Source organism: Aeromonas bestiarum, from assembly GCF_000819745.1.
GTDB classification, from domain to species: Bacteria; Pseudomonadota; Gammaproteobacteria; order Enterobacterales; family Aeromonadaceae; genus Aeromonas; species Aeromonas bestiarum.
Map to the genome: position 1 here is coordinate 24495 of NZ_CDDA01000018.1, position 24933 is coordinate 49427.

Here is a 24933-nt window from a genome sequence, read left to right on the forward strand (position 1 = left end):
ATGGCTGGAACCTGATCCTGAATTCCCTGGCCAACAGCGTCGGGCTGGGTGCCGGTGGTTAAGGCGGACAAACGCAAGGAGCAAGCAGCATGAGTCCGGAAACCTTTGTCGACGTCTTTCGCGAGGCACTCTGGCTGGTGACCATAATGGTGTGCGCCGTGATCCTGCCGAGCCTGTGCGTCGGTTTGCTGGTGGCCATCTTTCAGGCCGCCACCTCCATCAACGAACAGACCCTGAGCTTCCTGCCCCGTCTCATCGTCACCCTGTTTGCGCTGGGGGCGGGCGCGCACTGGGGCTTGCAGAGTCTGATGGACTTCTTCCTGCTGATGGTGAGCCAGATTCCCGAGGTGGTGGGATGAGCCATGCCCGGGGCACGCCTGGGACGTCTTCTGACGACCCGCTGATGGCGACATCTCACGCCACTTCCGGGGTGGTGAGATGACCTACACGACCGCTCTCATCATGGAGTGGTTGTCTTCCATCCTCTGGCCGCTGGCTCGGGTGAGCGGCCTGTTGATGGTGATGGCGGTGTTTGGCAGTCGCCTGACGCCGGCCCGCATCCGTATCGGGTTGGCGCTGGCGCTGACCTTCATGATCGCCCCCCTGTTGCCCCCCATGCCCAAGATAGAGCTGTTCTCCGTCGGCAGTTTTCTGGTGTTGACCCAGCAGTTGCTCATCGGCATAGCACTTGGCCTCATGACCCAGTTTCTGATGGAGAGCTTCGTGATGGCCGGTCAGATCATCGCCATGCAGACCAGTCTGGGCTTTGCCACCCTGGTGGATCCCATGAACGGCCAGTCGGCCCCCGTGGTGGGCCAGTTCTATCTGATGCTGGCGACCCTGGTGTTTCTGGCGGTGGATGGTCACCTCATCATGCTGCGCATGGTGGTGCTGAGTTTTGACACCTTGCCGGTCTCAGATGCCGGGCTCACCCTGCCCGCCATTCGCAGCCTGGTCGGATTCCTGGGGGTCATGTACCAGGCCTCGCTGGTGATGGCGCTGTCGGCCATAGTCGCGCTGTTGCTCATCAACTTTGCGTTCGGGGTCATGACGCGGGCGGCGCCCCAGCTCAACATCTTCAGCATAGGTTTCGCGGTCAGCATGATGTCCGGTCTGCTCATCCTCTGGCTCACCATAGGCGGCTTCCTCGGCCACTTCGACTCCATGTGGGAGCGGGTGCAGGAGACCAGTTGCGAGCTCATCAACGTCCAGTGCTTCGGTGGCCAGAATGGCTGATTGCGTGCAACTGGGTAGCGAACGACTCGATGCCTTCCGGGGGCGAGCACAACTGAGCAAGCTCCCGCGTATCGGAGGTCGGCAGCATGGCTGATACCGATCAGGAACGTACCGAACAACCCACGGGCAAACGACTGCAACAGGCCCGGGAAAAAGGGCAGATTGCACGTTCCAAGGAGCTGGGTACCGCCAGCGTCCTGCTGGCGGCCGTCTTTGGTCTCTTGATGGTCAAGGAGAGTCTGGCCGGTGCCATGGTCAAGATCCTCACCATGGGCTTCACGCTCGATCGGGACCAGGCCTTCGATCCCAATGCCATGGGGGCCATGGTGCCCGCCCTGTTGAGGGAGCTGCTGCATCCGCTCGGCCTGCTGTTCATGCTGGTGGCCATCGCTGCCTTCGTTGGCAACACCCTGATGGGGGGCATGAACTTCTCCTCCGAGGCCATGTTGCCCAAGTGGAGCAAGCTGAGCCCCTTGAATGGTCTTAAGAGGATGTTCGGGGTGCAATCCCTGGTCGAGCTGATCAAGTCCATCGCCAAGGTGGTGTTCATCACCCTGTTTGCCTGGTGGATGTTGTCGAGCCAGTTCAACCACCTGCTCAACCTCTCCCTGGAGGGCTACCCGGGTGGCATCATAGATGCGCTGGATCTGCTGCTGTGGATGCTGATCATCCTCTGTTGCGCCCTCATCCCCATAGTGGCCATAGACGTGCCGTTCCAGCAGTGGAACCACATGCGCCAGCTCAAGATGACCAAGCAGGAGGTCAAGGACGAGTTCAAGGACAGCGAGGGCAAGCCCGAGGTGAAGGGGCGGATCCGCCGCTTGCAGATGGAGATGGCGATGCGCCGCATGATGGGGGATGTGCCCAAGGCTGACGTGGTCATCACCAACCCGACCCACTACTCGGTGGCGCTCAAATACGATACCGCCAAGCCGGGGGCCGCGCCCAAGGTAGTGGCCAAGGGCACTGATGAGATCGCGATGAAGATCAGGGAGATAGCAAGGGAGTACGAGATCCCCATCATGCCCTCTCCCGGGCTCACCCGCGCCATCTTTCACTCCACCGAGATAGGTCACGAGATACCGGAAGGGCTGTTTGCCGCCGTGGCACAGGTGCTGGCCTATGTGTATCAGCTCAAGAAGTTCCGCCGTGGCCGTGGCCGGCGCCCCAATCCGCTCGCCAAGGATCTGCCCATTCCGCCTGAATTCCGCAAATGACAAACTTCTGACACAGTCAAAATAAAATCATTTAAAATCAATGCATTGAATTGTTGGCTTGATGTTTGCTTTAATCTTGCACCAGCGGTTTGAGATTGAGAAAAAAGATGAAATTCCAGGCATCATTGGGCCGATTGAAAGAGCACAGGGGATTGCTGACCAAGGGGGTGGGGACACCGCTGCTGGTGCTGGCGTCTCTGGGTATGGTCGTGCTGCCCATACCGCCGCTGATGCTGGATGTACTCTTCTCCTTCAATATCGCACTCTCCATAGTGGTGCTGCTGGTTGCCGTCTATACCCGCCGCCCCTTGGAATTTGCCGCCTTTCCAACCGTCCTGTTGCTCGCCACCTTGCTGCGTCTGGCGCTCAACGTGGCGTCAACCCGGGTGGTCTTGCTGGAAGGCCACAACGGCAGTGCGGCGGCCGGTCATGTGATCGAGGCGTTCGGCAACGTGGTGATCGGCGGCAACTATGCCGTCGGCATCATCGTTTTCACGATCCTGATGATCATCAACTTCGTGGTGATCACCAAGGGTGCCGGGCGGATCGCCGAGGTGAGCGCCCGCTTTACCCTGGATGCCATGCCAGGCAAACAGATGGCCATAGATGCCGATTTGAACGCCGGGCTTATCAACCAAGAAGAGGCGAAGAAACGCCGCCAGGACGTGACCCAGGAAGCCGACTTCTACGGCTCCATGGATGGTGCTTCCAAATTCGTGAAGGGGGATGCCATTGCGGGCATCATGATCCTCTTCATCAACATCATAGGTGGCTTCATCATCGGCATGATGCAGCACCAGCTGACCTTCAGTGAAGCGGCTCAGATCTACACCCTGCTGGCCATAGGTGACGGTCTGGTGGCCCAGATCCCCTCCCTGCTGCTCTCCATTGCCGCGGCCATCATAGTGACCCGGCAGAACACGGATCAGGACATGGGCACGGCGGTGCTGGGCCAGCTGTTTGACAACCCCAAGGCGCTGATCATCTCGGCCGGCATACTGTTGATGATGGGGCTGGTACCCGGCATGCCGCACTTTGCCTTCCTGAGCTTGGGGGCCCTCTCGGCTGCCGGTGCCTGGTGGCTGCTGCGCCGCGAGAAGCGGGCCGCCGCCAAGGCTGCCAAGGGCGAACTGATGCCTGCCACGACCGATCAACCCCATGAGCAGAAAGAGCTGAGCTGGGACGACGTGATGCCGGTGGACATCATAGGACTGGAGGTGGGCTATCAGCTCATCCCGCTGGTGGATCGCAATCAGGGCGGAGAACTGCTCAACCGGATCAAGGGAGTGCGCAAGAAACTCTCCCAGGAGCTGGGCTTTCTGGTGCCGGCCGTGCACATTCGCGACAACCTGGATCTCGCGCCAAACCAATATCGCATCACCTTGATGGGGGTCAGTACCGGCGAGGCCAATGTTTACCATGATAAGGAGATGGCCATCAATCCGGGTCAGGTGTTCGGCCAGATCCAGGGTATCGCGACCCGGGATCCCGCCTTCGGGCTGGAAGCCGTGTGGGTCGCCAAGGAGCAGGTCTCCCAGGCCCAGACCCTCGGTTATACAGTGGTGGATACCGCCACAGTGGTCGCCACTCACCTGAGCCAGATCCTCTCCAATCATGCCGCCCTGCTGCTGGGTCATGACGAGGTGCAACAGCTGCTCGACATGATAGGGAAGCATCAGAACAAACTGGTGGAAGGACTGGTTCCTGAAGTCATCAGTATGGGTAACCTGGTGAAGGTATTGCAGAATTTGCTCAATGAAGGCGTGCCAATCCGCGATATGCGCACTATCCTGCAGACCCTGGTGGAATACGCCCCGCGCAGTCAGGATCCGGAAGTGCTGACGGCTGCCTGCCGTATCGCCCTGCGTCGCCTGATAGTGCAGGAGATTGCCGGCCCGGATCCCGAGCTGCCGGTGATCACCTTGGCACCAGAATTGGAACGTATATTGCATCAATCCCTGCAGGCAGGGGGTGGTGACGGCGCCGGCATAGAGCCGGGCCTGGCGGAGCGGATGCAACGCTCGCTGGTGGAAGCCACTCAACGACAAGAACTGGAAGGCCAACCGGCCGTGCTTCTGACATCAGGGATACTGCGCAATACCCTGGCGAAATTTGTCAAGAATGCCATTCCTGGATTGCGCGTTCTGTCTTATCAGGAAGTGCCTGATGACAAGCAAATCCGCATCGTCAGTGCGGTAGGACAGAACTAGTTAGCGGAGATGACGGGTGAAGATTAAGCGGTTTTTTGCCAAGGACATGCGAACGGCTCTGGCCGAGGTCAAGGAGACTCTCGGGCCCGACGCCGTCATCATGTCCAACAAGAAGGTCACAGGTGGGGTGGAGATAGTCGCCGCTGTCGATTATCAATCCCAGGTCCCTGGACCCAAAGATGCGCCGGTTCGCCGTCAGTTGAACGATGAGAGCGTCAATATCTCGTCTGCCGGACGGCAGATGACCCGTCCTGCGCCAACCCAGGCCCAGGAACAGAACGAACACTATGCCGATACCCTGGCCGCCCTGCTGGCGCGTCAGCAGAAGTTGAACCCGGCCAATCCGGCAGGTCTCAAGGGGGCTGCACCCGTTGCCGGCGCAGGTTCAGCTCCCCGCACGCTGGCCGAACAGGGTCAGTGGGGGGCGGCTCCCGAGCCCGCCAAGCCGAAGGCCAGGACGGCCGCTCCTGGCCGCGCTTCCCAGCCCGCACAACGGGATCCCGAGATGGAAGGGATGCGCAAGGAGATGGCCAGCATCCGCAAGTTGCTGGAGCACCAGATCTCCGGGCTGATGTGGCAGGAGGTGGAACGTCGCGAGCCGATGCGAGCCCTGCTCATCAAGGAGCTCAAGAAGATAGGCTTTGACGATGCGTTTGCCGATCAGCTGGCGGGCCTCATCCCCGAGGACATGTCCATCCATCAGGCCATGGCCCAGCTGGCCGAGGTACTGACTGCCCAGCTCAAGATCAGCGAAGACGATATTTTACGTCAGGGTGGGGCGGTTGCCCTGCTCGGACCGACCGGGGTGGGCAAGACCACCACCATCGCCAAACTGGCGGCGCGGTTTGCCATGAAGTATGGCGCCGAGCAGGTGGCGCTTATTACCACGGACAACTACCGGATCGGTGCCCATGAGCAGTTGCAGACCTATGGTCGCATCATGGGGTGTCCGGTGCGGCAGGTGAGGGATGCCGAGGAGCTGGCCACTGCGCTCTATCAGTTCCGCCATCGTCGGCTGGTACTGATCGATACCGCAGGGGTGGGGCAGCGGGATATCCGTCTGACCGAGCAGCTCGATACCCTGGTCAAGAATGCCAAGGTACGCATCCGCAGCTACCTGGTGATGTCCGCCACTTCCCAGCGTCGGGTGATGCAGGAGGCGGTGGACCATTTCCGGCGTATTCCATTAAGCGGCTGCATACTTACCAAATTGGATGAGAGTCTGAATCTGGGCGAAGTGATTAACGTGTGTATCCAGAATGCACTGCCCATCAGCTATATCACTGATGGACAAAGGGTTCCGGAAGATATTCAAGTTGCCAATGCGGCGCAGCTCGTTGGAGCTGCCATGGGCTCGCTGGAGCGGGAAACAGAAGAACCCTATTTCTGGGGTGCAGGCTTTGGCGAGGCCGAAGATTCGGAGTTTTATGAGTAACATGTATATGGATCAGGCGAGTGGTCTGCGCAAAATGCGTCAAAACAATCGAGTAAAAGTGATCGCCGTTTCCGGTGGCAAGGGTGGCGTGGGCAAGACCAACGTGACCCTGAACGTGGCTGGCGCCATGGCCGCACAAGGCAAACGGGTGATGGTGCTGGACGCCGACCTTGGCCTTGCTAACGTGGACGTCATGCTGGGGCTGCGGGTACACCGCAACCTCTCCCATGTCCTGGCTGGCGAGTGCACCATAGACGACATCATAGTCGAGGGTCCCTACGGCATGATGATAGTGCCGGCCACATCAGGCACCCAGTCCATGGTCGAGCTCTCTCCGGTGCAGCATGCCGAACTGATCCGCGCCTTCAGCGAGATGAAGACCCAGGTCGATATACTGCTGGTGGATACGGCGGCGGGGATCTCCGACATGGTGCTGAGCTTCACCCGTGCCGCCCAGGACATCATGATAGTGGTGTGCGATGAGCCGACCTCCATCACGGATGCCTACGCGCTGATCAAGATCCTCTCCAAGGATCACGGCGTGTTTCGCTTCAAGGTGGTGGCCAACATGGTGCGCAGCCTGCGTGAAGGGCAAGAGCTCTACGCCAAGCTGACCCGGGTCACGGACCGCTTTCTGGATACCTCGCTGGAGCTGGTGGCGTGCGTACCTTACGACACCAACCTGCGCGCCGCCGTGCGCAAGCAGAAGCTGATTGTCGAAGCCTTCCCCAAGTCGCCTGCGGCGCTGGCGTTTCGCGCCCTCGCCAACAAGGCGGCAAGCTGGCCCATTCCTAACCAACCCGGCGGTCATCTCGAATTTTTCCTGGAAAATTTGCTGCAAAGGCCGGTCATAGCACAGGAAGGTTCCCGTGAATAAAGCCCAAGCGTACTTGCGTCATCAGGATTCCTATGTGCTGGTCGAGCGTCATGCTCCGCTGGTGAAACGGATTGCCCAGCATTTGTTGGCTCGCCTGCCAAGCAGTGTCTTGCTGGATGACCTGATCCAGGCAGGTATGATTGGGCTGCTCGAAGCTTCGCGCAACTTTGACGGCAGCAAGGGCGCCAGCTTTGAAACCTATGCCGGGATCCGCATCCGCGGCTCCATGCTCGACGAGATACGGCGGGGGGACTGGGTGCCACGCTCGGTGCACCGCAACAGCCGCTCCATCGCCGAAGCCATCGAAAATGTTGAACAAGCGCACGGTCGTGATGCCCGTGATACCGAGGTGGCCGCCCAGATGGGGGTCAGCCTCGGCGAGTACCACGCCATGCTGCAGGATGTCTCCTGCGGCAAGATCATCGGTATCGAGGATCTGGGGGTCAGCGAGGATGTGATAGGCCACCCCGACGATGCCGCAGGCAACAGCGGGTTTGACGAGCTGGCGGCCGAGCGTTTTCAAGGCGCCCTGGCCGAACACATAGGCCGTCTGCCGGAACGGGAAGCGCTGGTCCTCTCCCTTTACTACGATGAAGAACTGAACTTGCGTGAAATAGGTGAGGTATTGAATGTCAGCGAGTCTCGCGTGAGCCAGATACACAGTCAGGCCATGCACAGATTACGCGCTCGTTTAAGAGATTGGCATGTATAAGTGTTTGTACTGGCTACACTGAAACAAAACTCTAAGGCATAATCCGCAAAACAAAACCTGCGATCTGCATCATGTAAGTGAGCCGCTATGGCGGCTATTTAGGAGGGAATTTTGGACAAGAACATGAAAATCCTCATTGTTGACGATTTTTCAACGATGCGCCGGATTATCAAGAACTTGCTGCGTGACCTGGGATTTAACAATACCCACGAAGCAGATGATGGCAACACGGCCTTGCCAATGTTGAAAAATGGTGATTTTCAGTTTGTCGTCACCGACTGGAACATGCCCGGTATGCAAGGTATTGACTTGCTCAAGGCTATTCGTGTCGATGACAAGCTTAAGCATCTGCCGGTACTGATGGTAACGGCCGAAGCCAAGCGCGAACAGATCATTGAAGCCGCCCAGGCGGGCGTCAATGGCTATATCGTCAAGCCTTTCACCGCTGCAACGCTCAAAGAGAAACTCGACAAAATCTTTGAACGAATCGGCTAAGGAGCAGCAGGGATGAAGGCCAAAACGAGTGCAATGATTTCGCTCGATCAGGCAAGGATGCTTGTTGCCCATCTTGAGCAAGGCGAATTTGAACAGGCCGATACTATCATCGCAGATGCATGTGCTCCCAATGCGGCAGCTCTGTTTGACAAAGTGGGTCAGCTGACCCGACAACTGCACAGCTCCTTACAAGATTTCCGGCTGGATTCCCGGATCCCCGACCTGGCAACCCATGAAATTCCCGATGCCCGGGAACGTCTCAGCTACGTCATCGACATGACAGACAAGGCAGCCAACCGCACCATGGATGCGGTGGAAGCCAGTTTGCCGATTGCCGACCGGCTCAATGACAACATCCAGCTGGTTATGCCCAACTGGAATGCCCTGATGAGCAGGGAGATGAATGTCGGGCAATTTAAGTCTTTGTGTCACCAACTGGATGATTTTATTAAGGCTTCTGAATCTGATGCCGATAAATTACGGCAACTGCTGACAGAGATCCTGATGGCGCAAGATTTTCAGGATTTGACCGGCCAGATGATTCGCAAGGTCATCAAGTTGGTTCAGGAAGTTGAAACTAAATTAATAGAAATGCTGACTATGTTTGGTGAGGCATCTGTTGAGCATTCATCTCGCAGCCTTCCTGTAAGCGGGATTGAAGCTGAAGGCCCCATCATGAACCCTGAGACTCGTTCCGATGTGGTCAATGGTCAGGATGATGTGGACGATCTGCTGTCTAGCCTGGGATTTTAATGGAGTGACGCATGGCCTTCGAAGTTGATGAAGACATACTGCAAGACTTTTTGGTCGAAGCATCCGAAATATTGGAACAGTTGTCCGAACAACTGGTCGACTTGGAAAAGCGACCCGATGACAAGAATCTGTTGAATGCCATATTTCGCGGCTTCCATACCGTCAAAGGCGGCGCCGGTTTTCTCTCTCTGGGTGAGTTGGTAGACGTTTGTCACGGTGCCGAAAACGTGTTCGATATCTTGCGCAATGGCAAGCGAACCGTCACGGCCGAATTGATGGATGTTATTTTGCAGGCGCTGGATGCCATCAATGTGATGTTTGCCCAGGTGCAAAATCGCGAACCCCCTAGCCCTGCCTCAGCTGAAATTCTGCATGACCTGCATGAGCTCTGCAAACCAGAAGGCGAGGAGCAGTTGTTGACCGCCTCGGCGGGCAATAGTGCGCCCGCTGAGACTGCGGCATCTGTTGACGAGGTGATCGCGGCTCCTGAGCCTGAAGCGGTTGCCGGACCCGTTGCCGTCAATGGTGGCGGCTCCATCGATGAGATCTCGGCCGATGAGTTCGAGCGCTTGCTCGATGAACTGCATGGCGTCGGCGGAGCCCCGACTCCGGTTGCGAGCCCAGTGCTGACCGGTACGGGCGATATCACAGACGACGAGTTTGAAGCCTTGCTCGACCAGTTGCATGGTCAGGGTCAGCATAGCGGCGCGCCTGAGACCAATCCGTTGAAGTCGGTGCAAAAAGAGGTCGACGAACTGATCGATGATGATGAGTTCGAACGTCTGCTCGATGAGTTGCATGGTCGTGGTCAAGGGCCAAAAACCAGCATCACGCCCCCTGTTGCACCAACAGTCGCCGCACCGGTGCCTGCAGCCCCTGTGGCGCCTGCCCCCGTTGCCAAGCCTACGCCTGCTCCTGCACCCAAACCGGCAGCCGCGCCTGTTGCTGCCGCCAAACCGGCACCGGCTCCCGTCAAGCAAGCCGCTGCACCAGCAGAGAATGCGGTGCAAAGCGATACCACTGTGCGGGTGGATACCAAGACGCTGGACGTCATCATGAACATGGTGGGGGAACTGGTGCTGGTACGTAATCGTCTGGTGAGCCTGGGGATAGCCAGCAACGATGAAGACATGTCAAAAGCGGTTGCCAATCTGGATGTGGTGACCGCAGATCTGCAAGGCGCCGTGATGAAGACGCGCATGCAGCCCATCAAGAAAGTATTCGGCCGCTTCCCCCGAGTCGTGCGCGATCTGGCCCGCACCCTCAAGAAAGATATTGAGCTGGTGATGGTCGGGGAAGAGACAGATCTGGACAAGAACCTGGTCGAGGCCCTGGCCGATCCGCTGGTTCACCTGGTGCGCAACTCCTGCGACCATGGGGTCGAGATGCCGGATGTGCGGGAAAAAGCGGGCAAGCCACGGCAGGGTACCATTACCCTGAGCGCTTCCCAGCAGGGTGACCACATTCTGCTTTGTATCGAAGACGATGGCGCCGGCATGGATCCGGAGAAGCTCAAGTCCATTGCCATCAATCGTGGCGTACTGGATGCAGACACGGCGGCGCGCATGAGCGACAGCGATGCCTATAACCTGATTTTTGCTCCCGGTTTCTCGACCAAGTCCGAGATTTCCGATATCTCCGGCCGCGGTGTCGGCATGGATGTGGTGAAGACCAGCATAGTGAGCCTCAATGGCTCTGTGCATATCGACTCTACCTGGGGTAAGGGCACTCGCCTCGAGATCAAGGTGCCCTTGACCCTGGCCATCTTGCCAACGCTGATGGTGGAAGTGGGCGAGCAGACATTTGCCTTGCCGCTGGGGTGTGTGAACGAGATTTTCCATCTGGACCTCAAGAAGGCCAACATGGTGGACGGTCAGCTCACCATCATAGTGCGCGACAAGGCCATCCCGCTCTTCTATCTGCACAAGTGGCTGGTAAAAGGGACAAACAAAAAGTCACGGCAGGATACGGGCCATGTGGTCATAGTGCAGATTGGCACTCAGCAGATAGGTTTTGTCGTGGATAATCTGATTGGCCAGGAAGAGGTGGTGATCAAGCCGCTGGACAACCTGCTGCAAGGAACCCCTGGCATGGCCGGGGCCACCATCACCAGCGATGGTGGTATTGCACTCATTCTGGATGTGCCGAGTCTGCTCAAAGCATATGCGCGTAGACATTGATAGCTCAGGCCCAAGGAGTTAGAAAAATAACAATGGCAGTCAAGGTATTAGTTGTCGACGACTCGAGCTTCTTCCGCCGCCGGGTCAGTGAGATCATCAATCAGGATCCTATGCTGACGGTGATCGATACGGCCCAGAATGGACGGGAAGCGGTAGACAAAGCGCTGGCTCTGCGGCCGGATGTGATCACCATGGACATAGAGATGCCCGTGATGGATGGCATCAGTGCCGTGCGCGAGATCATGGCCAAGTGTCCCACTCCGATCCTGATGTTCTCCTCCCTGACCCATGAAGGGGCCAAGGCCACCCTCGATGCCCTGGATGCGGGCGCTCTCGACTTCCTGCCCAAGAAGTTCGAAGACATAGCCCGTGACAAGGACGAAGCCGTTCGCTTGTTGCAACAGCGGGTCAAGGAGATATCGCGCAAGCGCTTCCTGATGGCCGCGCCAGCCAGGCCAAAAGCCCCTGAACCGGCCGCTCGCAGCCCACTGGGCGGCTCGTTGTCACGTCCCGGCGATCGTCAGGTCGAGCCACAACGGGTCGTACCGGTTGCCGCGTTTAAACGCAGCGGGAAAACCTACCAACTGGTGGCTATCGGCACCTCTACCGGTGGCCCTGTGGCCCTGCAAAATGTGCTGACCAAACTGCCGGGCGATTTCCCTCATCCCATTCTGCTGATCCAGCACATGCCGGCAACCTTTACCGCCGCGTTTGCCGCTCGCCTCAACGGTCTGTGCCAGATCGGAGTCAAGGAAGCTGAGGATGGTGATGTACTCAAACCCGGTCACGCCTACCTGGCGCCGGGTGGCAAACAGATGTTGCTGGAAGGGCGCGGAGTCGGTGCTCGCATCCGGATCGTCGATGGCAATGACAAGGTCAACTACAAGCCGTGCGTGGACATCACCTTCGCATCGGCAGCCAAAACCTATGCCGACAAGGTGCTTGCCATCGTATTGACCGGCATGGGGGCGGATGGTCGGGATGGTGCGCGTCTGCTCAAGGAGCAGGGCTCCACCATCTGGGCCCAGGATGAAGCCTCTTGTGTCGTATACGGTATGCCGCAAGCTGTCGCCAAGGCGGGCATCGCCACTGAGTCACTGCCGCTGGACCGGGTAGCACAACGTATTCTGGTTGAGCTGGGTCGCTAAAGATGGGCATGTTTGGCCTGATCCTGGCTCTGGGAGCCATTGCCATTGCCCAGCTATGGCATGGCGGCACCCTGCTCACCCTGCTCGACGGACCTGCATTTGTCATCGTCGTTGGTGGCACCTGGGGGGCCGTCATTTTGCAGACGCCGCGCAAATATCTGCTTGAGGCGATCAGGCAGCTGCGCTGGATGTTGCTCCCCCCTGGTTGGGATCTGGTCAATCAGGCCGAACGCTTGCAGGCATGGGCCGTGTTTGCCCGCCAGCAGGGTCTGCTGGCGCTGGAAAATCAGGCCGATCAGGAGAGTGACGAGTTCACCCGTCAGGGGCTCACCATGATAGTGGACGGGGTGTCGATGGATGATATTCGCATGTTGTTGGAAGCGGACATCGACATCGAGCAGGAGCGTAACGAGCACTCGGCCCGGGTCTTCGAGGCCATGGGAGGATACAGTCCGACCATCGGCATCATAGGTGCCGTGATGGGTCTGATCCAGGCCATGTTCCATCTGGAAGATCCGGCAGCCCTCGGCGCCGGCATTGCCGTTGCATTTGTTGCCACCATTTACGGGGTCGGCTTTGCCAACCTCTTTTATCTGCCGATTGCCAACCGTCTACGCGCCTTTCATTATCATTACGCCCTGTTCCAGGAGATGACGCTGGAAGGCTTGATGGCGATTGCCCACGGTGAGAATGGCCCGCAGGTTGAGCGGCGGTTGAAGGCTTATCTGAAAGGAGAGTAGCCATGCGCAAGCGCTATCGTTTGCATCTGCAAGGTCGAGAACATCTCGATCGCTGGCTGGTTTCCTACGCCGACTACATGACGCTGATTTTTGCGCTGTTTGTGGTGCTCTATTCGGTGGCGTTGGTCAACAAAGACAAATATCGCGCCGTCATCGACGGCATGACCCAGGCATTCAACGTCATGCAGCCACGCAGTGATGGCCTGCTGGAAGGGCAGGGGAAGTCGCTGTTGAACAACGAGGTATCGGCTGTCCCCTCAGTGCTGGAGAGTGCTTTGCCGCCTTCTCCCTCCCTCGCTCCCATCTCCGGTGTGCCCATCAAACAAGATGGCATGACGCTTGCGAAGATAGATACGCAGCTGAAAGAGAGCATGGGCACTCTGGTCGAGGCCGGTGTGGTCAAGCTCACGCTGGATGATAACTGGTTGACTGTGGAGTTGAGCTCGGGTCTCTTGTTTGGCAGCGGCAGTGCCTTTATGAGCACCAATGCCGACCCTGTGCTCAATACGCTTTCAGGTATTCTGAAACCGGTCGATAACTATGTGAGAGTACGGGGCTACACAGATAACCAGCAGATAAATAATGAAATTTTTCGCTCCAACTGGACGCTGTCAGCAGCAAGGGCCGAGGCTGTTCTCACAGCTCTCATCGCCAAGGGCATAGCACCACAGCGGCTTGCCTACGAGGCATACGGGGAGTTTTCTCCCTTTGCCGGGAATGACAGCGAACAGGGACGCTTACAGAATCGCAAGGTGGTGGTCGCTATTTCCAAGTTCGCCTGGGCGCCACCCGCTCCCGTCAAGCCTGTGATGGTGGAGCCGGTTCCTGCAGTGCAACAGGCGGTAGAGGCAGGCGAGGTCAAGGTGATCACTCTGCCAGGTGGTGGCATACGCATAACAACAAGGCAGGATTGATACAGTGATTGTTTGGACGGTTGCCAACCAAAAAGGTGGGGTCGGTAAAACCACCACAGTGGTCTCGTTAGCCGGTATCCTGGCTCAGCGCGGCCAGCGGGTGCTATTGATTGACACCGATCCCCATGCTTCCCTGACCTCTTATCTCGATTTTGATTCGGATCGGCTGGACGGTACCCTCTATGAGCTGTTTCAGGCCGTCAAACCGACGGCCGAGCTGGTCAATAAACTGACGCTGCGAACCAAGTTTGAGAACATCCACCTGCTGCCGGCTTCCATTACCCTGGCCACTCTGGATCGGGTGATGGGCAACCGTGAAGGCATGGGGTTGGTGATCAAGCGTGCCCTGCTGCGCATTCAGGATCAGTATGACTACGTGCTCATCGACTGTCCGCCAGTGCTGGGGGTCATGATGGTCAACGCCCTGGCCGCTTGCGATCGGATCCTGGTGCCGGTTCAGACCGAGTTCCTGGCCCTCAAGGGGTTGGAGCGGATGATGAAGACCTTCGAGATCATGCAGAGATCCAAGCGGGAGAAGTTTCGCTTCACCGTGATCCCCACCATGTTTGACAAGCGTACCCGTGCCTCTCTGATGACACTGAAGTCCATCAAGGATCAACATGGCGATGCGGTATGGAATGCCGTCATCCCCATAGACACCAAGTTTCGGGATGCCAGCTTGCTCCACATTCCCCCTTCCATTTATTCGCCGAGCAGTCGCGGCACTTATGCCTATGAGACCTTGCTCAACTATCTTGATGCCCAGGAGCGTCAACGTGCTCATGAGGTGGCATCATGAGCGACACGACCCAAGTCAGGGCCATGGATGATTACTTCCACTCCCTGTTGCTGGATGAGGCGCTGTTGCCTGATCTGCCAGAGGAACCGGAACCTGCGCCTGTTGTCCGGCTGCTACGTCAGCCTCAGGTGCAGCCCGAGGTGGTGGTGCAACCCTATCTGGAGGCAGATGAGCGGCTCGAACAACTGAGCGAGCTGCTTGCCCAGGTGGGTCAGGTGCAGTTTGAGATGGACGCCCTGAGCCATGAAGAGGTGATCAGCGAGCCGCTGCAGATCGAGGCCGAAGATGCCTTGCTGCCGGTTGAACCCGTATGGCCGGAGGAGATGCCAGCCCCTGTGGTGGCAGAGCCATCGGCGCTGGTGATGACAGAGACGGCGGTGGAACTGGCCCCTCAGGCGGAAGTCGCACCATCGACCTGGGAGAATATCGATACCGGCAAGGAGTTTCAGGCGCTCTTCTTCGAAGTCGCCGGCGTTACCTTCGCGGTGCCCCTGACCGAGCTTGGCGGTATCCATCAACTGGGAGAGGTCTCGTCACTGTTCGGTCAGCCGGATTGGTACCGTGGCATCATGACCTCCCGCGAGCAGAAGATGAACGTGGTGGACACGGCGCAGTGGGTGATGCCGGGTCAGCATCTGGACATAGCGGATTACAAGTATCTGATCATGCTGGGCGAATCTCCCTGGGGACTCGCCTGTCATCATCTGAAGGGCACAGAGTTATTGCATCGTGATCAGGTCAAATGGCGTCACCAGGAGGGCAAGCGCCCCTGGCTGGCGGGCATGGTCAAGGAGAAGATGTGTGCCCTGCTGCACGTCAGGGAATTGCTCCTGTTGCTGGAGCGTGGGGTCAACATAGAAGGTCGCTGATAACTTCTGCACTTGTGCTGTTTTATTGCTAGTTTTACCAGTAGACGTTTTCATAAAAGGAATAAAAACATGACAGAAAAGCGCAATATTGCACAGAATCTGGCCGAAGATGAAGTGCTGCAATGGGTCACCTTCCAGCTGGAAAATGAAACCTACGGCATCAACGTGATGCAGGTGCAGGAGGTGTTGCGCTACACCGAAATCGCCCCTGTGCCAGGTGCGCCCGAGTATGTGCTGGGCATCATCAACCTGCGCGGCAACGTGGTGACTGTCATCGATACCCGCTCCCGTTTCGGCCTGCCTTCCGGCGATGTGAGCGAGAACTCGCGCATCGTCATCATCGAGGCGGAGAAGCAGGTGATCGGCATCATGGTCGACAGCGTGGCCGAGGTGGTCTATCTGCGCTCCTCCGAGATCGATGCCGCCCCTGCCGTGGGTACCGAAGAGAGCGCCAAGTTCATTCAGGGCGTCAGCAACCGTGATGGTCAGCTGCTGATCCTGGTCGATCTGAACAAGCTGCTCTCCGATGAAGAGTGGGAAGATATTGGTTCCCTCTGATAGGAAAATGATGTGTTGATGATTGAAATAGCCGCCTTGGGGGTGTCCTTGCTGGCGTTGGTGCTGGCCCTGTACGGGGTGATCAGCAGCCGACGTGGCCAGCGAGAGTCCGAGGCCAGGGTGGAGACACTGCAAGGCCAGCTTGAGAGTCTGCGCAAGCAGATGATGGAGCTGCACACGGGGGCCATCGGCATGGGTCAGCGTTTGCAGTCCGTTGAAGGGGCCATGCAGCAGGTCAATGATCGCCAGCAGGAGCTGACCCTGCAGGATCCGGAACGCCGCCTTTACAGCCGTGCCGCCAAGATGGTGGAGCTCGGCGCCGACCTCGACGAGGTCATGAATGAATGTGAATTGCCGAAGGCCGAGGCAGAACTGTTGATTTCATTGCGAAAAGGCCGCTCATAGATCCTCAGGAAGGCGCCCGCCTTCCTGATTTTTTTCACCCGTCCAGCGTGCCAAAAAGGCGGGATCTCCCCCACAAATCCTGCTGATAGTTGGCATCTTTGAAAAGACGCTCCCCAATACTGTGTTAATATGCAGGCCGCTTCTTTTCACTGATTACATCCTCATGCTGCTTCAAATTAACAATCTGAGCTGCGTGCGTGAAGATCGCACTCTGTTTGAACATCTCTCCTTTGCGGTGGCTCCCGGCGATCTGGTGCAAATTGAAGGCCCCAACGGGGTGGGGAAGACCAGCCTGCTCCGGCTGTTGACCGGCCTGTCGCAGCCATTTGCCGGTGAGGTGTGCTGGAATGGCGAGAATATCCGCAGCTGTCGTGATGAATATCATGCCAACTTGCTCTATCTGGGCCATCAGCCTGGCGTCAAGGCGGCGCTGACGCCGCTCGAAAATCTCACCTTCTATCAAAAGTTGCATCATCCGGCTCAAGCGACGGTGGATTTGTGGCAGGTGCTTGCCCAGGTCGGCCTGGCCGGGTTTGAGGACTATCCCACCGGGCAGCTCTCCGCCGGCCAGCAGCGCAGGGTCGCGCTGGCCCGGCTCTGGCTCAGTGACAAGCCGGCGCTCTGGATCCTGGATGAGCCCTTTACCGCCATCGACAAGCAGGGCGTCAAGGTGCTGGAGCGGCTGTTCCTGGCCCATGCCGAGCGGGGTGGCATGGTGATCCTCACCACCCATCAGGACATGACTCTGATGGAAGGGCGGTTGAAGACCCTCTCCCTCACGCCCTTGCTGCAGGAGTAGTTTGATGTTGCGCGCCGTAATCCACCTAATTCATCGCGAGTTGCTGATGGCCCTGCGCCAGCGCTCCGACATACTCAACCCGCTCTGGTTCTTCCTCATCGTCATCACCTTGTTTCCCCTTGGCATAGGCCCCGAGCCCAAGCTGCTGGCCCGTATTGCCCCCGGCATCATCTGGGTGGCGGCCCTGCTGGCGGCCATGCTCTCGCTTGAGAGGCTGTTTCGCGATGACTTCAGCGACGGTGCGCTGGAGCAGATGATGCTGATGCCTCATCCGCTGGGCTTGCTGGCGCTGGCCAAGGTGATCGCTCACTGGCTGTTGACCGGCCTGCCGCTGCTGCTGATCTCCCCGCTGCTCGCCATCCTGTTGTCGCTGGACATGAACACTTATCTGGCGGTGGTCGCCACCCTGGCGCTGGGGACGCCCGTGCTGAGCCTGCTCGGGGCGGTTGGCGTCGCCCTAACGGTTGGGTTGCGCAAGGGGGGCGTACTGCTCAGCTTGCTGATCCTGCCGCTCTATATTCCGGTACTGATTTTTGCCACGTCCGCCATCGATGCGGCGGGCATGGGGCTGCCCTATTCGGGCCAGCTCGCGATTTTGGGGGCCATGCTGGCCGGTGCGCTGACCCTGACCCCCTTGGCGGTCTCGGCGGCGCTGCGGGTCAGCGTGAACTGATGAAAGCTGTGGTAAGGCGGCTCGGGATGGGCTGTTATAAAAAATATACTTGAGATAGATCAAGAGGATGGCTGCTTATTGCTTTCGGGGGATGTGATGTTTTCCGGCAGTGGGTATGGTAGGCCTCGCCACTATATTAATAACAGAAAGGTTTTGTGAGCTATGTGGAAATGGTTGCACCCTTACGCTAAACCCGAGCGCGCCTATCAGCTGGCAGGGACCTTGCTGCCCTGGTTTGCCGTGACAAGCCTGCTGGCGTTCATCATTGGCACCCTCTGGGGCCTGGCTTTTGCACCCGCTGATTATCAGCAGGGTGACTCCTTCCGGATCATCTACATCCATGTGCCGGCCGCCATCCTCTCCATGGGGGCTTATTCCACCATGGCGGTGGCCGCCTTCATCGGGCTGGTGTGGCAACTGCGGATGGCCGACATGACGGTGGCCGCCGTTGCGCCGGTCGGTGCCGTGTTCACCTTCATAGCGTTGTTTACCGGCGCAGCCTGGGGCAAACCCATGTGGGGCACCTGGTGGGTATGGGATGCCCGTCTCACCTCCGAGCTTATTCTGCTGTTCCTCTATCTGGGGGTGATCGCGCTCTACAACGCCTTCAGCGACAAGGTGCTGGCCGGTCGCGCCGCCGGCATTCTGGCGCTGGTGGGGGTGATCAACCTGCCCATCATTCACTACTCGGTGGAGTGGTGGAACACCCTGCATCAGGGCGCCAGCATCACCAAGTTTGACAAGCCCTCCATCTCCCCCGAGATGCTGTGGCCGCTGCTCATCATGATTCTGGCCTTTGCCACCTTCCTCGGGGCCCTCTCCCTGATGCGTTTTCGCAACGAGCTCTTGATGCGGGAGTGGCATCGCCCCTGGGTCAAAGAGATTGCCGAGCAGGAGAAGTAAGCATGCACTTTGCCTCTTTCAGTGATTTCATGGCGATGGGCGGCTACGCCTTCTACGTCTGGCTCTCCTTCGGTCTGACCCTGATCTGCCTGGTCGGCATCGTCATTTCCACCCGGTTGAAGACCCGCAGCCTGCTCGGCGAATTACGCAGCAAGCAGGCCCGCGAGACCCGCCGCAAGGCGGCCCAGCAGATGGAGAACACCCTATGAACCCGAGACGCAAGAAACGCCTCACCATCATATTGGCGATAAGTCTTGGCCTCGCCGCCGTGATAGGCCTGGTGCTCTATGCCCTCAGCCAGAATATCGATCTCTTCTATACCCCGAGCGAATTGGTGGAGGGCAAGGGGCCTGACAAGATCAAGCCGGAAGAGGGGCAGCGCCTGCGCATCGGCGGCCTGGTGGTGCCGGGCTCTGTGCAGCGGGATCAGCAGAGCCTCAAGGTGGCCTTCAAGCTGGTGGACAACGGCGGCCATCTGGTGACCGTCGAGTTTGACGGCATACTGCCCGACCTGTTCCGTGAGGGGCAGGGCATAGTGGCCCAGGGTACCCTCAAGAACGCCACTACGGTGGAGGCGTTCGAGGTGCTGGCCAAGCACGATGAGAACTACATGCCGCCGGAAGTGGCCGATGCCACCAACGGCATGCATTTCAAGCCGGAATATACAGAGGCGCAGTTGAAGGGAGCCAAGCAATGATCCCGACAGCATTCGCACCGCTTTCACCATTTCAAGCCGGTTTACAGGTTCGTGCTGCGGCTCATTTGAAAGGAGTTCAGCCATGATCCCGGAATTAGGACAGTTTTCACTGATCCTGGCCTTTGCCACCGCCCTGCTGCTGGGCGTCTATCCCTTGCTCGGTGCCCAGTGGGGGCGGCTCGGCATGATGTCGGCGGCCCGTCCGCTGGCCTATGCCCAGTTCCTGCTGCTGTTGCTGTCCTTCCTGTGCCTGACCTGGGCCTTCATCGACAATGACTTTACCGTGCAGTACGTGGCCACCAACTCCAATACCCTGTTGCCGCTGGCGTATCGGATCTCCGCCGTCTGGGGCGCCCATGAGGGCTCACTGCTGCTCTGGGTACTGACCCTGGGTGGCTGGACCGCGGCTGTGGCGCTGTTCAGCCGCAGCCTGCCGCTCGATGCGGTGGCGCGGGTACTCGGTGTGCTGGGGCTGATCTCGGTCGGCTTCACCGCCTTCGTGCTGTTCACCTCGGATCCTTTCACTCGCACTCTGCCTTACTTCCCGGTGGATGGACGCGACCTCAACCCGCTGTTGCAGGATCCCGGTCTCATCTTCCACCCGCCCATGCTCTACATGGGCTATGTGGGCTTCTCGGTCGCCTTCGCCTTCGCCATCGCCTCCCTGATGACGGGGCGCCTCGATGCGACCTGGGCGCGCTGGTCCCGCCCCTGGACCATGGCGGCCTGGGTCTTCCTGACACTTGGTATCGTGCTGGGCTCCTGGTGGGCTTATTACGAGCTTGGCTGGGGTGGCTGGTGGTTCTGGGATCCGGTGGAAAACGCCTCCTTCATGCCCTGGCTGGCGGGCACTGCCCTGCTGCACTCGCTGGCGGTGAGCGAGAAGCGGGCCACCTTCAAGGCCTGGACAGTGTTGCTGGCGCTCTCCGCCTTCTCCCTGAGCCTGCTCGGCACCTTCCTGGTGCGCTCCGGCGTGCTGGTCTCGGTGCATGCGTTCGCCTCCGACCCGACCCGCGGTCTGTTCATTCTGGGCTTCCTGCTGGCGGTGATCGGCAGCTCGCTCTTGCTGTTTGCCTTCAAGGGCTCCCAGGTGAAGAGCCACGGCAAGCACGAGCTGTGGAGCCGCGAGACCCTGTTGCTGTGCAACAACATCATGTTGGTGGCGGGTCTGCTGACCGTGCTGCTCGGCACCCTGTTGCCGCTGGTGCACAAGGAGCTGGGGCTTGGCAGCATCTCCATCGGCACCCCCTTCTTCAACCACATCTACAGCTGGCTGATCATTCCGTTTGCCCTGCTGCTGGGGATGGGCCCGCTGTTTCGCTGGCGCCGTCAGGATCTGGGTGAGCTCAAGGGCAAGGTGATCCTCGCGCTGGTATTGAGCCTGGCCGCCGCCTTCCTGCTGCCGCTGCTGCTGGCCGAGGAGTTCAAACCCTGGGCCGCGCTCGGCATTGGTCTTGGCACTTGGATCATAGTTACCAGCGTGCAGGAAACCTGGGTGCGCGCCACCCACAAACACAGCTTTGCCGTCGGCGTGCGCCGGCTTGGCAACAGCCACTGGGCCATGATCCTGGGCCACGTGGGGCTCGCGGTCAGCATCATAGGCATCGCCTGTACCCAGAACTACAGCATCGAAAAGGATCTGCGCATGCAGGCCGGCGATCGGGTGCACTTTGCCGACTACGAGTTCGTCTTCACCGGTATCAAGGAGAAGAACGGCCCCAACTACGACGGCTTTAAGGGCGTGCTGGAAGTGCACAAGGATGGCAAGCAGATCGCCCTGCTTAAACCCGAGAAACGCATGTACAAGGTGAGCCGGATGCCGATGACGGAAGCGGCCATAGACGCAGGCTTCACCCGGGATCTCTATGCGGCGCTCGGCGAGCAGCTCGACAACGGTGCCTGGGCGGTGCGGATCTACTACAAACCCTTCGTGCGCTGGATCTGGTTCGGCGGTGTCTTCATGGCCATCGGCGGTGTGCTGGCGATGCTGGACAAGCGTTACCGTTTCGGCCGTCGTGACGAGGAGGCCAAGGCATGAGCAAGAAGACCTGGTTGTTTCTGATCCCTTTCATCATCTTTCTGCTGGGGGCCGTCTTCCTGTTTCGCGGGCTCTACTCAGACCCCACCAAGCTCGAATCCGTGATGGTGGGCAAGGAGGTGCCGGTGTTCACCCTGCAGGACATCTATGACCTGAACAAGCAGCATGACAGGAGCATCCTCAAGGGTCGCCCCATGCTGCTCAACGTCTGGGCCACCTGGTGCCCGACCTGCTATGGGGAGCATACCTACCTCAAGCAGCTGGCGGGGCAGGGGATCTACATAGTCGGCATGAACTACAAGGATGAGCGCGCCAAGGCCATCAACTGGCTGGCGGAGCTCGGCAATCCCTACCAGATCAACCTGTATGATCCGGATGGCATGCTGGGGCTGGATCTGGGGGTCTACGGCGCGCCCGAGACCTTCTTCATCGACAGCCAGGGCATCATCCGCTATCGCCACGTGGGGGACGTCAACCCCGAAGTCTGGGCATCGACCCTCAAACCCATCTTTGATGCCATGAAGTGAGGGAGAGCCTGATGAGAGTATTGATTGCATCCCTGCTGTTGCTGGCAGGATTGGGTGGCGCCGGTCAGGCGCTGGCCGCCATCGATGTCTACACCTTCGACAACGATGCCCAGGAGCAGACCTTTCGCGAGCTGACCAAGGAGCTGCGTTGCCCCAAGTGCCAGAATCAGGACATAGCCGATTCCAACGCCGGGCTGGCCAAGGATCTGCGCGACAAAACCTATCAGATGGTGCGCGAGGGCAAGGAGAAGCAGGAAGTGGTGGACTACATGGTCGCCCGCTACGGCAACTTCATTCTGTATAACCCGCCGCTGATGGCGTCGACCCTGATCCTCTGGCTGGGCCCGCTGCTGGTGATCGTCATAGGTGTCGTCACTGTGGTGGTGCGCAGCCGCCGCCGTCCCGCGGCGGCCAGGCCGACGGATAGCGCCCTGAGCGCGGAGGAGCAGCGTCGTCTGACTGCCCTGCTCAAAGAGGAAGAGAAACAATGACCGCATTTTGGATAGTGATCGCGGCCCTGCTGGTGCTGGTGAGTCTGGCGCTGGTACTGCCGCTGTGGCGCGGCGAGGGCAAGCAGAGCATCAGCCGTTCGGCCCTCAACAAGCAGCTCTATCGCCAGCGTCTGCTGGAGATAGGCGAAGAGCGTGAACAGGGCATATTGGCGGAGGAGCCGGACTCTCTGGTCGAGCTGCAACGCAGCCTGCTGGACGACATTCCCGACGTGGAGCAGACCGCCCGGGGTGGCAAGAGTCTGATCTGGATCCCGGGCGTGCTGGTGCTGGTGGTGGTGAGTCTGGGACTCTATTACCAGCTCGGCTCCTGGCGGGAAGTCCAGCGCTGGCAGGATGCCAACAGCCGGCTCGGTGAGCTGAGCAACCGCATCCTGGTGGAGCGGGATGCCCAGGTGACCGAGCAGGATCTGATGGACTTCATGCTGGGTTTGCGCACCCGTCTGAAAGACGAACCGAACGATTATCGCGGCTGGCTGCTGTTGGGTCGCCTGTCGCTGGATGGCAATGATCCCGAGATGGCCCGTGAGGCGCTGGAGCGGGCCTATGCGCTGGCACCACAGAAGGCCATGGTGGCCGTGCCCTATGCCCAGGCGCTGATGATGACAGGGGATGACGCCCAGGCCGATGAGCTGCTGCGTAGCGCCATCGCGCTGGATCCAGCCAACATAGAGGCGCGCTCCGTCTATGCCTTCATGGCGCTGCAAAAAGAGGACTTCAAGACGGCGCTGCTGCGCTGGCGCGAGATGTTGCCGCTGATGGAGAAGGGCTCGACCCGCTACGCCATGGTGGAGCGCTCCATCGACTATGCCGAGCAGCAACTGAAGCAGCGCGGCATGGCGGCGCCAGGCGTGCCGGCGACCCAAGGCGAACAGGCACAGAGCCAGGCGCCTGACCAGGTGCTGGAGGTGAAGGCCGGCGAGTTCCCGCTGCATGTCACCCTGGCTCCCGGCATCCAGTTGCCGGAGGATGCCCATCTGTTCGTGTTTGCGGTGATCCCCAACGGTCCGCCCATGCCCATCGCGGTCAAGCGCATCCCGGGTCCCCAGTTCCCGCTGACCCTGTCACTGGGGGATGGCGATGCCATGATGGAGGGCAGCAAGCTCGCCGCCTACCCTCAGTTGCAGTTCAAGGCGCGGCTCTCCCGCGGTGGCAACGTCATGAACAAGGAAGGGGCGTTTGAAGGGGTATCGGCTCCGATCCCGACGGACGCCATTCCGTCAGCACCGATTGACATCCGCATCGATCACGCCCTCTAATACTCCTTTGGCCCGGCCCCTCGATGGGGCCGGGCTGCCTATAATTCAGATTAATCACAATAAAAAGCTAGGACTTCCATATGCATGTGCGTTTAGGGGCATTGATGGTGGCCTTGTTGCTGGGTGGCTGTGCAGGTGGCCCGCCCAAGCCGGGTCCCGAAAGCCTTGACCTTAAGGAGACCCCGAGTCGACCAGAGGCGACCAGCACGGCCAGCGATGACCGTGACCCGTTCCAGGGGGCCAACCGGGCCATGTGGGCGGTCAACTACGATGTGCTTGAGCCCTATGTGGCCCGCCCCGTGGTGCATGGCTATGCCCGCTACATTCCGCAAGGGATGAAGGACGGCATCGAGAACCTGGTCGAGAACTTCAACGAGCCGAGCAGCATGGTCAACCACCTGATCACGGGGGATCTGAAGGGGGCGGGGACCAACCTGGGCCGCTTTACCCTCAACACGACCGTAGGGCTGCTGGGGATCTTCGATGTGGCCAAGCACACAGGGCTCGAGCGCAACAAGCTGGAGCTCAATACTGTGCTGGGGCGCGCCGACATCGGCGATGGCGCCTATCTGATGGTGCCCGTCTACGGCCCGACCACGACCCGCAAGCTGGTGGGGGACACCATAGACACCATTTACTTCCCCTATGCCCTGCTGACCTTGCCGCTGCGCATCACGCACTGGGCGCTGGATGGCCTGGGCACGCGTTCCAAGCTGATCGATCAGGAGCGGATCATCGACAACGCGCTCGATCCTTATGCCCTGACCAAGGACTTCTATCTGCAATACAACCAGAACAAGGTGACGGGTCGCCAGACCGAGCTCAAGCAGGAGCAGAAGGAGAAGGTGGACGACACCAATCTGGATGAGTACCTGGATGAAATCGATCAGTGATGCCACTGGTTGTGCAACAAAGGCGCCTGTGGGCGCCTTTTTCATCTCGGTGCCGCGGATGCCGCCCATAAAAAAGGCTATGTCCCA

Annotated in this window: 27 protein-coding genes; all 27 read left to right on the plus strand. The window is 59.1% G+C overall.

The features are described from left to right. Nucleotides 1–89 precede the first annotated feature (89 nt). The 27 genes from fliQ to BN1118_RS10645 all read left to right on the plus strand — a co-directional run bounded on the left by fliQ (nucleotide 90) and on the right by BN1118_RS10645 (nucleotide 24846). On the plus strand, nucleotides 90–359 hold the full coding sequence (gene fliQ / locus BN1118_RS10515; protein WP_043555973.1) for a flagellar biosynthesis protein FliQ: 270 nt from the start codon (nucleotides 90–92) through the stop codon (nucleotides 357–359). A gap of 79 nt (nucleotides 360–438) precedes the next feature. Beyond that, nucleotides 439–1236: a flagellar biosynthetic protein FliR gene (fliR, locus tag BN1118_RS10520; protein ID WP_043134694.1), complete on the plus strand. Its 798-nt coding sequence runs from the start codon at nucleotides 439–441 to the stop codon at nucleotides 1234–1236. Nucleotides 1237–1322: 86 nt separating this feature from the next. Then, nucleotides 1323–2453: a flagellar biosynthesis protein FlhB gene (gene flhB / locus BN1118_RS10525; protein WP_043134781.1), complete on the plus strand. Its 1131-nt coding sequence runs from the start codon at nucleotides 1323–1325 to the stop codon at nucleotides 2451–2453. Nucleotides 2454–2560: 107 nt separating this feature from the next. Next, entirely contained in the window at nucleotides 2561–4663 is a 2103-nt protein-coding gene (flhA, locus tag BN1118_RS10530; protein WP_043555975.1) for a flagellar biosynthesis protein FlhA, read from the plus strand. 16 nt (nucleotides 4664–4679) lie between these two features. Further along, a complete protein-coding gene (gene flhF / locus BN1118_RS10535; protein ID WP_043555980.1) occupies nucleotides 4680–6098 on the plus strand; it encodes a flagellar biosynthesis GTPase FlhF in 1419 nt (472 codons plus the stop codon). A 1-nt stretch (nucleotide 6099) separates the two neighbouring features. Next, the gene (locus BN1118_RS10540; RefSeq protein WP_042872011.1) at nucleotides 6100–6975 is read left to right on the plus strand and encodes a MinD/ParA family protein; all 876 of its coding nucleotides are present in this window, start codon (nucleotides 6100–6102) and stop codon (nucleotides 6973–6975) included. Further along, complete coding sequence (locus tag BN1118_RS10545) at nucleotides 6968–7687, plus strand: RNA polymerase sigma factor FliA (RefSeq protein ID WP_043134697.1); 720 nt, start codon at nucleotides 6968–6970, stop codon at nucleotides 7685–7687. Before BN1118_RS10540 ends, BN1118_RS10545 begins: the two co-directional genes overlap by 8 nt. A gap of 123 nt (nucleotides 7688–7810) precedes the next feature. Then, nucleotides 7811–8182 carry a chemotaxis response regulator CheY gene (gene cheY / locus BN1118_RS10550; RefSeq protein WP_005298814.1) on the plus strand — a complete coding sequence of 124 codons (372 nt, stop codon included), beginning with the start codon at nucleotides 7811–7813 and terminating at the stop codon, nucleotides 8180–8182. Between the two features lie 12 nt (nucleotides 8183–8194). Next, the gene (locus tag BN1118_RS10555) at nucleotides 8195–8935 is read left to right on the plus strand and encodes a protein phosphatase CheZ (RefSeq protein WP_043134698.1); all 741 of its coding nucleotides are present in this window, start codon (nucleotides 8195–8197) and stop codon (nucleotides 8933–8935) included. A gap of 11 nt (nucleotides 8936–8946) precedes the next feature. Further along, nucleotides 8947–11115 (plus strand): chemotaxis protein CheA, encoded by a 2169-nt coding sequence (locus BN1118_RS10560; RefSeq protein ID WP_043555983.1) that lies wholly within the window; start codon nucleotides 8947–8949, stop codon nucleotides 11113–11115. 32 nt (nucleotides 11116–11147) lie between these two features. Beyond that, nucleotides 11148–12263, plus strand: a complete 1116-nt coding sequence (locus tag BN1118_RS10565) for a protein-glutamate methylesterase/protein-glutamine glutaminase (RefSeq protein ID WP_043555984.1) — start codon at nucleotides 11148–11150, stop codon at nucleotides 12261–12263. A 2-nt stretch (nucleotides 12264–12265) separates the two neighbouring features. After that, nucleotides 12266–13003 (plus strand): flagellar motor protein, encoded by a 738-nt coding sequence (locus tag BN1118_RS10570; protein ID WP_043555985.1) that lies wholly within the window; start codon nucleotides 12266–12268, stop codon nucleotides 13001–13003. Nucleotides 13004–13005: 2 nt separating this feature from the next. Beyond that, entirely contained in the window at nucleotides 13006–13917 is a 912-nt protein-coding gene (locus BN1118_RS10575; protein WP_043555987.1) for a flagellar motor protein MotB, read from the plus strand. A gap of 4 nt (nucleotides 13918–13921) precedes the next feature. Next, on the plus strand, nucleotides 13922–14716 hold the full coding sequence (locus BN1118_RS10580) for a ParA family protein (protein ID WP_043555988.1): 795 nt from the start codon (nucleotides 13922–13924) through the stop codon (nucleotides 14714–14716). Then, complete coding sequence (locus BN1118_RS10585) at nucleotides 14713–15585, plus strand: chemotaxis protein CheW (RefSeq protein ID WP_043555989.1); 873 nt, start codon at nucleotides 14713–14715, stop codon at nucleotides 15583–15585. Before BN1118_RS10580 ends, BN1118_RS10585 begins: the two co-directional genes overlap by 4 nt. Nucleotides 15586–15654: 69 nt before the next feature. Then, the gene (locus BN1118_RS10590; protein WP_005298836.1) at nucleotides 15655–16143 is read left to right on the plus strand and encodes a chemotaxis protein CheW; all 489 of its coding nucleotides are present in this window, start codon (nucleotides 15655–15657) and stop codon (nucleotides 16141–16143) included. Nucleotides 16144–16161: 18 nt separating this feature from the next. Further along, entirely contained in the window at nucleotides 16162–16548 is a 387-nt protein-coding gene (locus tag BN1118_RS10595) for a DUF2802 domain-containing protein (RefSeq protein WP_043134707.1), read from the plus strand. A gap of 163 nt (nucleotides 16549–16711) precedes the next feature. Continuing rightward, complete coding sequence (gene ccmA, locus BN1118_RS10600) at nucleotides 16712–17347, plus strand: cytochrome c biogenesis heme-transporting ATPase CcmA (protein ID WP_043134709.1); 636 nt, start codon at nucleotides 16712–16714, stop codon at nucleotides 17345–17347. Between the two features lie 4 nt (nucleotides 17348–17351). Continuing rightward, complete coding sequence (gene ccmB, locus BN1118_RS10605) at nucleotides 17352–18020, plus strand: heme exporter protein CcmB (protein ID WP_042034081.1); 669 nt, start codon at nucleotides 17352–17354, stop codon at nucleotides 18018–18020. 162 nt (nucleotides 18021–18182) lie between these two features. Then, nucleotides 18183–18923 carry a heme ABC transporter permease gene (locus BN1118_RS10610; RefSeq protein ID WP_043134710.1) on the plus strand — a complete coding sequence of 247 codons (741 nt, stop codon included), beginning with the start codon at nucleotides 18183–18185 and terminating at the stop codon, nucleotides 18921–18923. 2 nt (nucleotides 18924–18925) lie between these two features. Further along, nucleotides 18926–19132, plus strand: a complete 207-nt coding sequence (ccmD, locus tag BN1118_RS10615; protein ID WP_042872035.1) for a heme exporter protein CcmD — start codon at nucleotides 18926–18928, stop codon at nucleotides 19130–19132. Next, the gene (gene ccmE, locus BN1118_RS10620; protein WP_042872036.1) at nucleotides 19129–19620 is read left to right on the plus strand and encodes a cytochrome c maturation protein CcmE; all 492 of its coding nucleotides are present in this window, start codon (nucleotides 19129–19131) and stop codon (nucleotides 19618–19620) included. Before ccmD ends, ccmE begins: the two co-directional genes overlap by 4 nt. Before the next feature lie 82 nt (nucleotides 19621–19702). Next, nucleotides 19703–21658, plus strand: coding sequence for a heme lyase CcmF/NrfE family subunit (locus BN1118_RS10625; RefSeq protein ID WP_043555991.1), 1956 nt, complete (start codon nucleotides 19703–19705; stop codon nucleotides 21656–21658). Next, on the plus strand, nucleotides 21655–22185 hold the full coding sequence (locus BN1118_RS10630; protein WP_042872041.1) for a DsbE family thiol:disulfide interchange protein: 531 nt from the start codon (nucleotides 21655–21657) through the stop codon (nucleotides 22183–22185). Before BN1118_RS10625 ends, BN1118_RS10630 begins: the two co-directional genes overlap by 4 nt. Before the next feature lie 11 nt (nucleotides 22186–22196). After that, nucleotides 22197–22676 (plus strand): cytochrome c-type biogenesis protein, encoded by a 480-nt coding sequence (locus tag BN1118_RS10635; protein ID WP_043555993.1) that lies wholly within the window; start codon nucleotides 22197–22199, stop codon nucleotides 22674–22676. Then, a complete protein-coding gene (ccmI, locus tag BN1118_RS10640) occupies nucleotides 22673–23953 on the plus strand; it encodes a c-type cytochrome biogenesis protein CcmI (protein ID WP_043555995.1) in 1281 nt (426 codons plus the stop codon). The genes BN1118_RS10635 and ccmI overlap by 4 nt, the downstream gene beginning before the upstream one ends. 80 nt (nucleotides 23954–24033) lie before the next feature. Then, entirely contained in the window at nucleotides 24034–24846 is an 813-nt protein-coding gene (locus BN1118_RS10645) for an MlaA family lipoprotein (RefSeq protein WP_043555996.1), read from the plus strand. Nucleotides 24847–24933: the final 87 nt, after the last annotated feature.

What these genes read in the sequence shown, in the direction of transcription:
- BN1118_RS10610 (WP_043134710.1), top strand. Translation starts at nt 18,183, where the DNA reads ATGTGGAAATGGTTGCACCCTTACGCTAAACCCGAGCGCGCCTATCAG.
- ccmA (WP_043134709.1), top strand. Translation starts at nt 16,712, where the DNA reads ATGCTGCTTCAAATTAACAATCTGAGCTGCGTGCGTGAAGATCGCACT.
- ccmB (WP_042034081.1), top strand. Translation starts at nt 17,352, where the DNA reads ATGTTGCGCGCCGTAATCCACCTAATTCATCGCGAGTTGCTGATGGCC.
- ccmI (WP_043555995.1), top strand. Translation starts at nt 22,673, where the DNA reads ATGACCGCATTTTGGATAGTGATCGCGGCCCTGCTGGTGCTGGTGAGT.
- BN1118_RS10590 (WP_005298836.1), top strand. Translation starts at nt 15,655, where the DNA reads ATGACAGAAAAGCGCAATATTGCACAGAATCTGGCCGAAGATGAAGTG.
- BN1118_RS10625 (WP_043555991.1), top strand. Translation starts at nt 19,703, where the DNA reads ATGATCCCGGAATTAGGACAGTTTTCACTGATCCTGGCCTTTGCCACC.
- BN1118_RS10575 (WP_043555987.1), top strand. Translation starts at nt 13,006, where the DNA reads ATGCGCAAGCGCTATCGTTTGCATCTGCAAGGTCGAGAACATCTCGAT.
- ccmD (WP_042872035.1), top strand. Translation starts at nt 18,926, where the DNA reads ATGCACTTTGCCTCTTTCAGTGATTTCATGGCGATGGGCGGCTACGCC.
- flhB (WP_043134781.1), top strand. Translation starts at nt 1,323, where the DNA reads ATGGCTGATACCGATCAGGAACGTACCGAACAACCCACGGGCAAACGA.
- BN1118_RS10595 (WP_043134707.1), top strand. Translation starts at nt 16,162, where the DNA reads ATGATTGAAATAGCCGCCTTGGGGGTGTCCTTGCTGGCGTTGGTGCTG.
- BN1118_RS10635 (WP_043555993.1), top strand. Translation starts at nt 22,197, where the DNA reads ATGAGAGTATTGATTGCATCCCTGCTGTTGCTGGCAGGATTGGGTGGC.
- BN1118_RS10540 (WP_042872011.1), top strand. Translation starts at nt 6,100, where the DNA reads ATGTATATGGATCAGGCGAGTGGTCTGCGCAAAATGCGTCAAAACAAT.
- BN1118_RS10555 (WP_043134698.1), top strand. Translation starts at nt 8,195, where the DNA reads ATGAAGGCCAAAACGAGTGCAATGATTTCGCTCGATCAGGCAAGGATG.
- BN1118_RS10560 (WP_043555983.1), top strand. Translation starts at nt 8,947, where the DNA reads ATGGCCTTCGAAGTTGATGAAGACATACTGCAAGACTTTTTGGTCGAA.
- BN1118_RS10630 (WP_042872041.1), top strand. Translation starts at nt 21,655, where the DNA reads ATGAGCAAGAAGACCTGGTTGTTTCTGATCCCTTTCATCATCTTTCTG.
- ccmE (WP_042872036.1), top strand. Translation starts at nt 19,129, where the DNA reads ATGAACCCGAGACGCAAGAAACGCCTCACCATCATATTGGCGATAAGT.
- fliQ (WP_043555973.1), top strand. Translation starts at nt 90, where the DNA reads ATGAGTCCGGAAACCTTTGTCGACGTCTTTCGCGAGGCACTCTGGCTG.
- BN1118_RS10645 (WP_043555996.1), top strand. Translation starts at nt 24,034, where the DNA reads ATGCATGTGCGTTTAGGGGCATTGATGGTGGCCTTGTTGCTGGGTGGC.
- BN1118_RS10565 (WP_043555984.1), top strand. Translation starts at nt 11,148, where the DNA reads ATGGCAGTCAAGGTATTAGTTGTCGACGACTCGAGCTTCTTCCGCCGC.
- fliR (WP_043134694.1), top strand. Translation starts at nt 439, where the DNA reads ATGACCTACACGACCGCTCTCATCATGGAGTGGTTGTCTTCCATCCTC.
- BN1118_RS10585 (WP_043555989.1), top strand. Translation starts at nt 14,713, where the DNA reads ATGAGCGACACGACCCAAGTCAGGGCCATGGATGATTACTTCCACTCC.
- BN1118_RS10570 (WP_043555985.1), top strand. Translation starts at nt 12,266, where the DNA reads ATGGGCATGTTTGGCCTGATCCTGGCTCTGGGAGCCATTGCCATTGCC.
- cheY (WP_005298814.1), top strand. Translation starts at nt 7,811, where the DNA reads ATGAAAATCCTCATTGTTGACGATTTTTCAACGATGCGCCGGATTATC.
- flhA (WP_043555975.1), top strand. Translation starts at nt 2,561, where the DNA reads ATGAAATTCCAGGCATCATTGGGCCGATTGAAAGAGCACAGGGGATTG.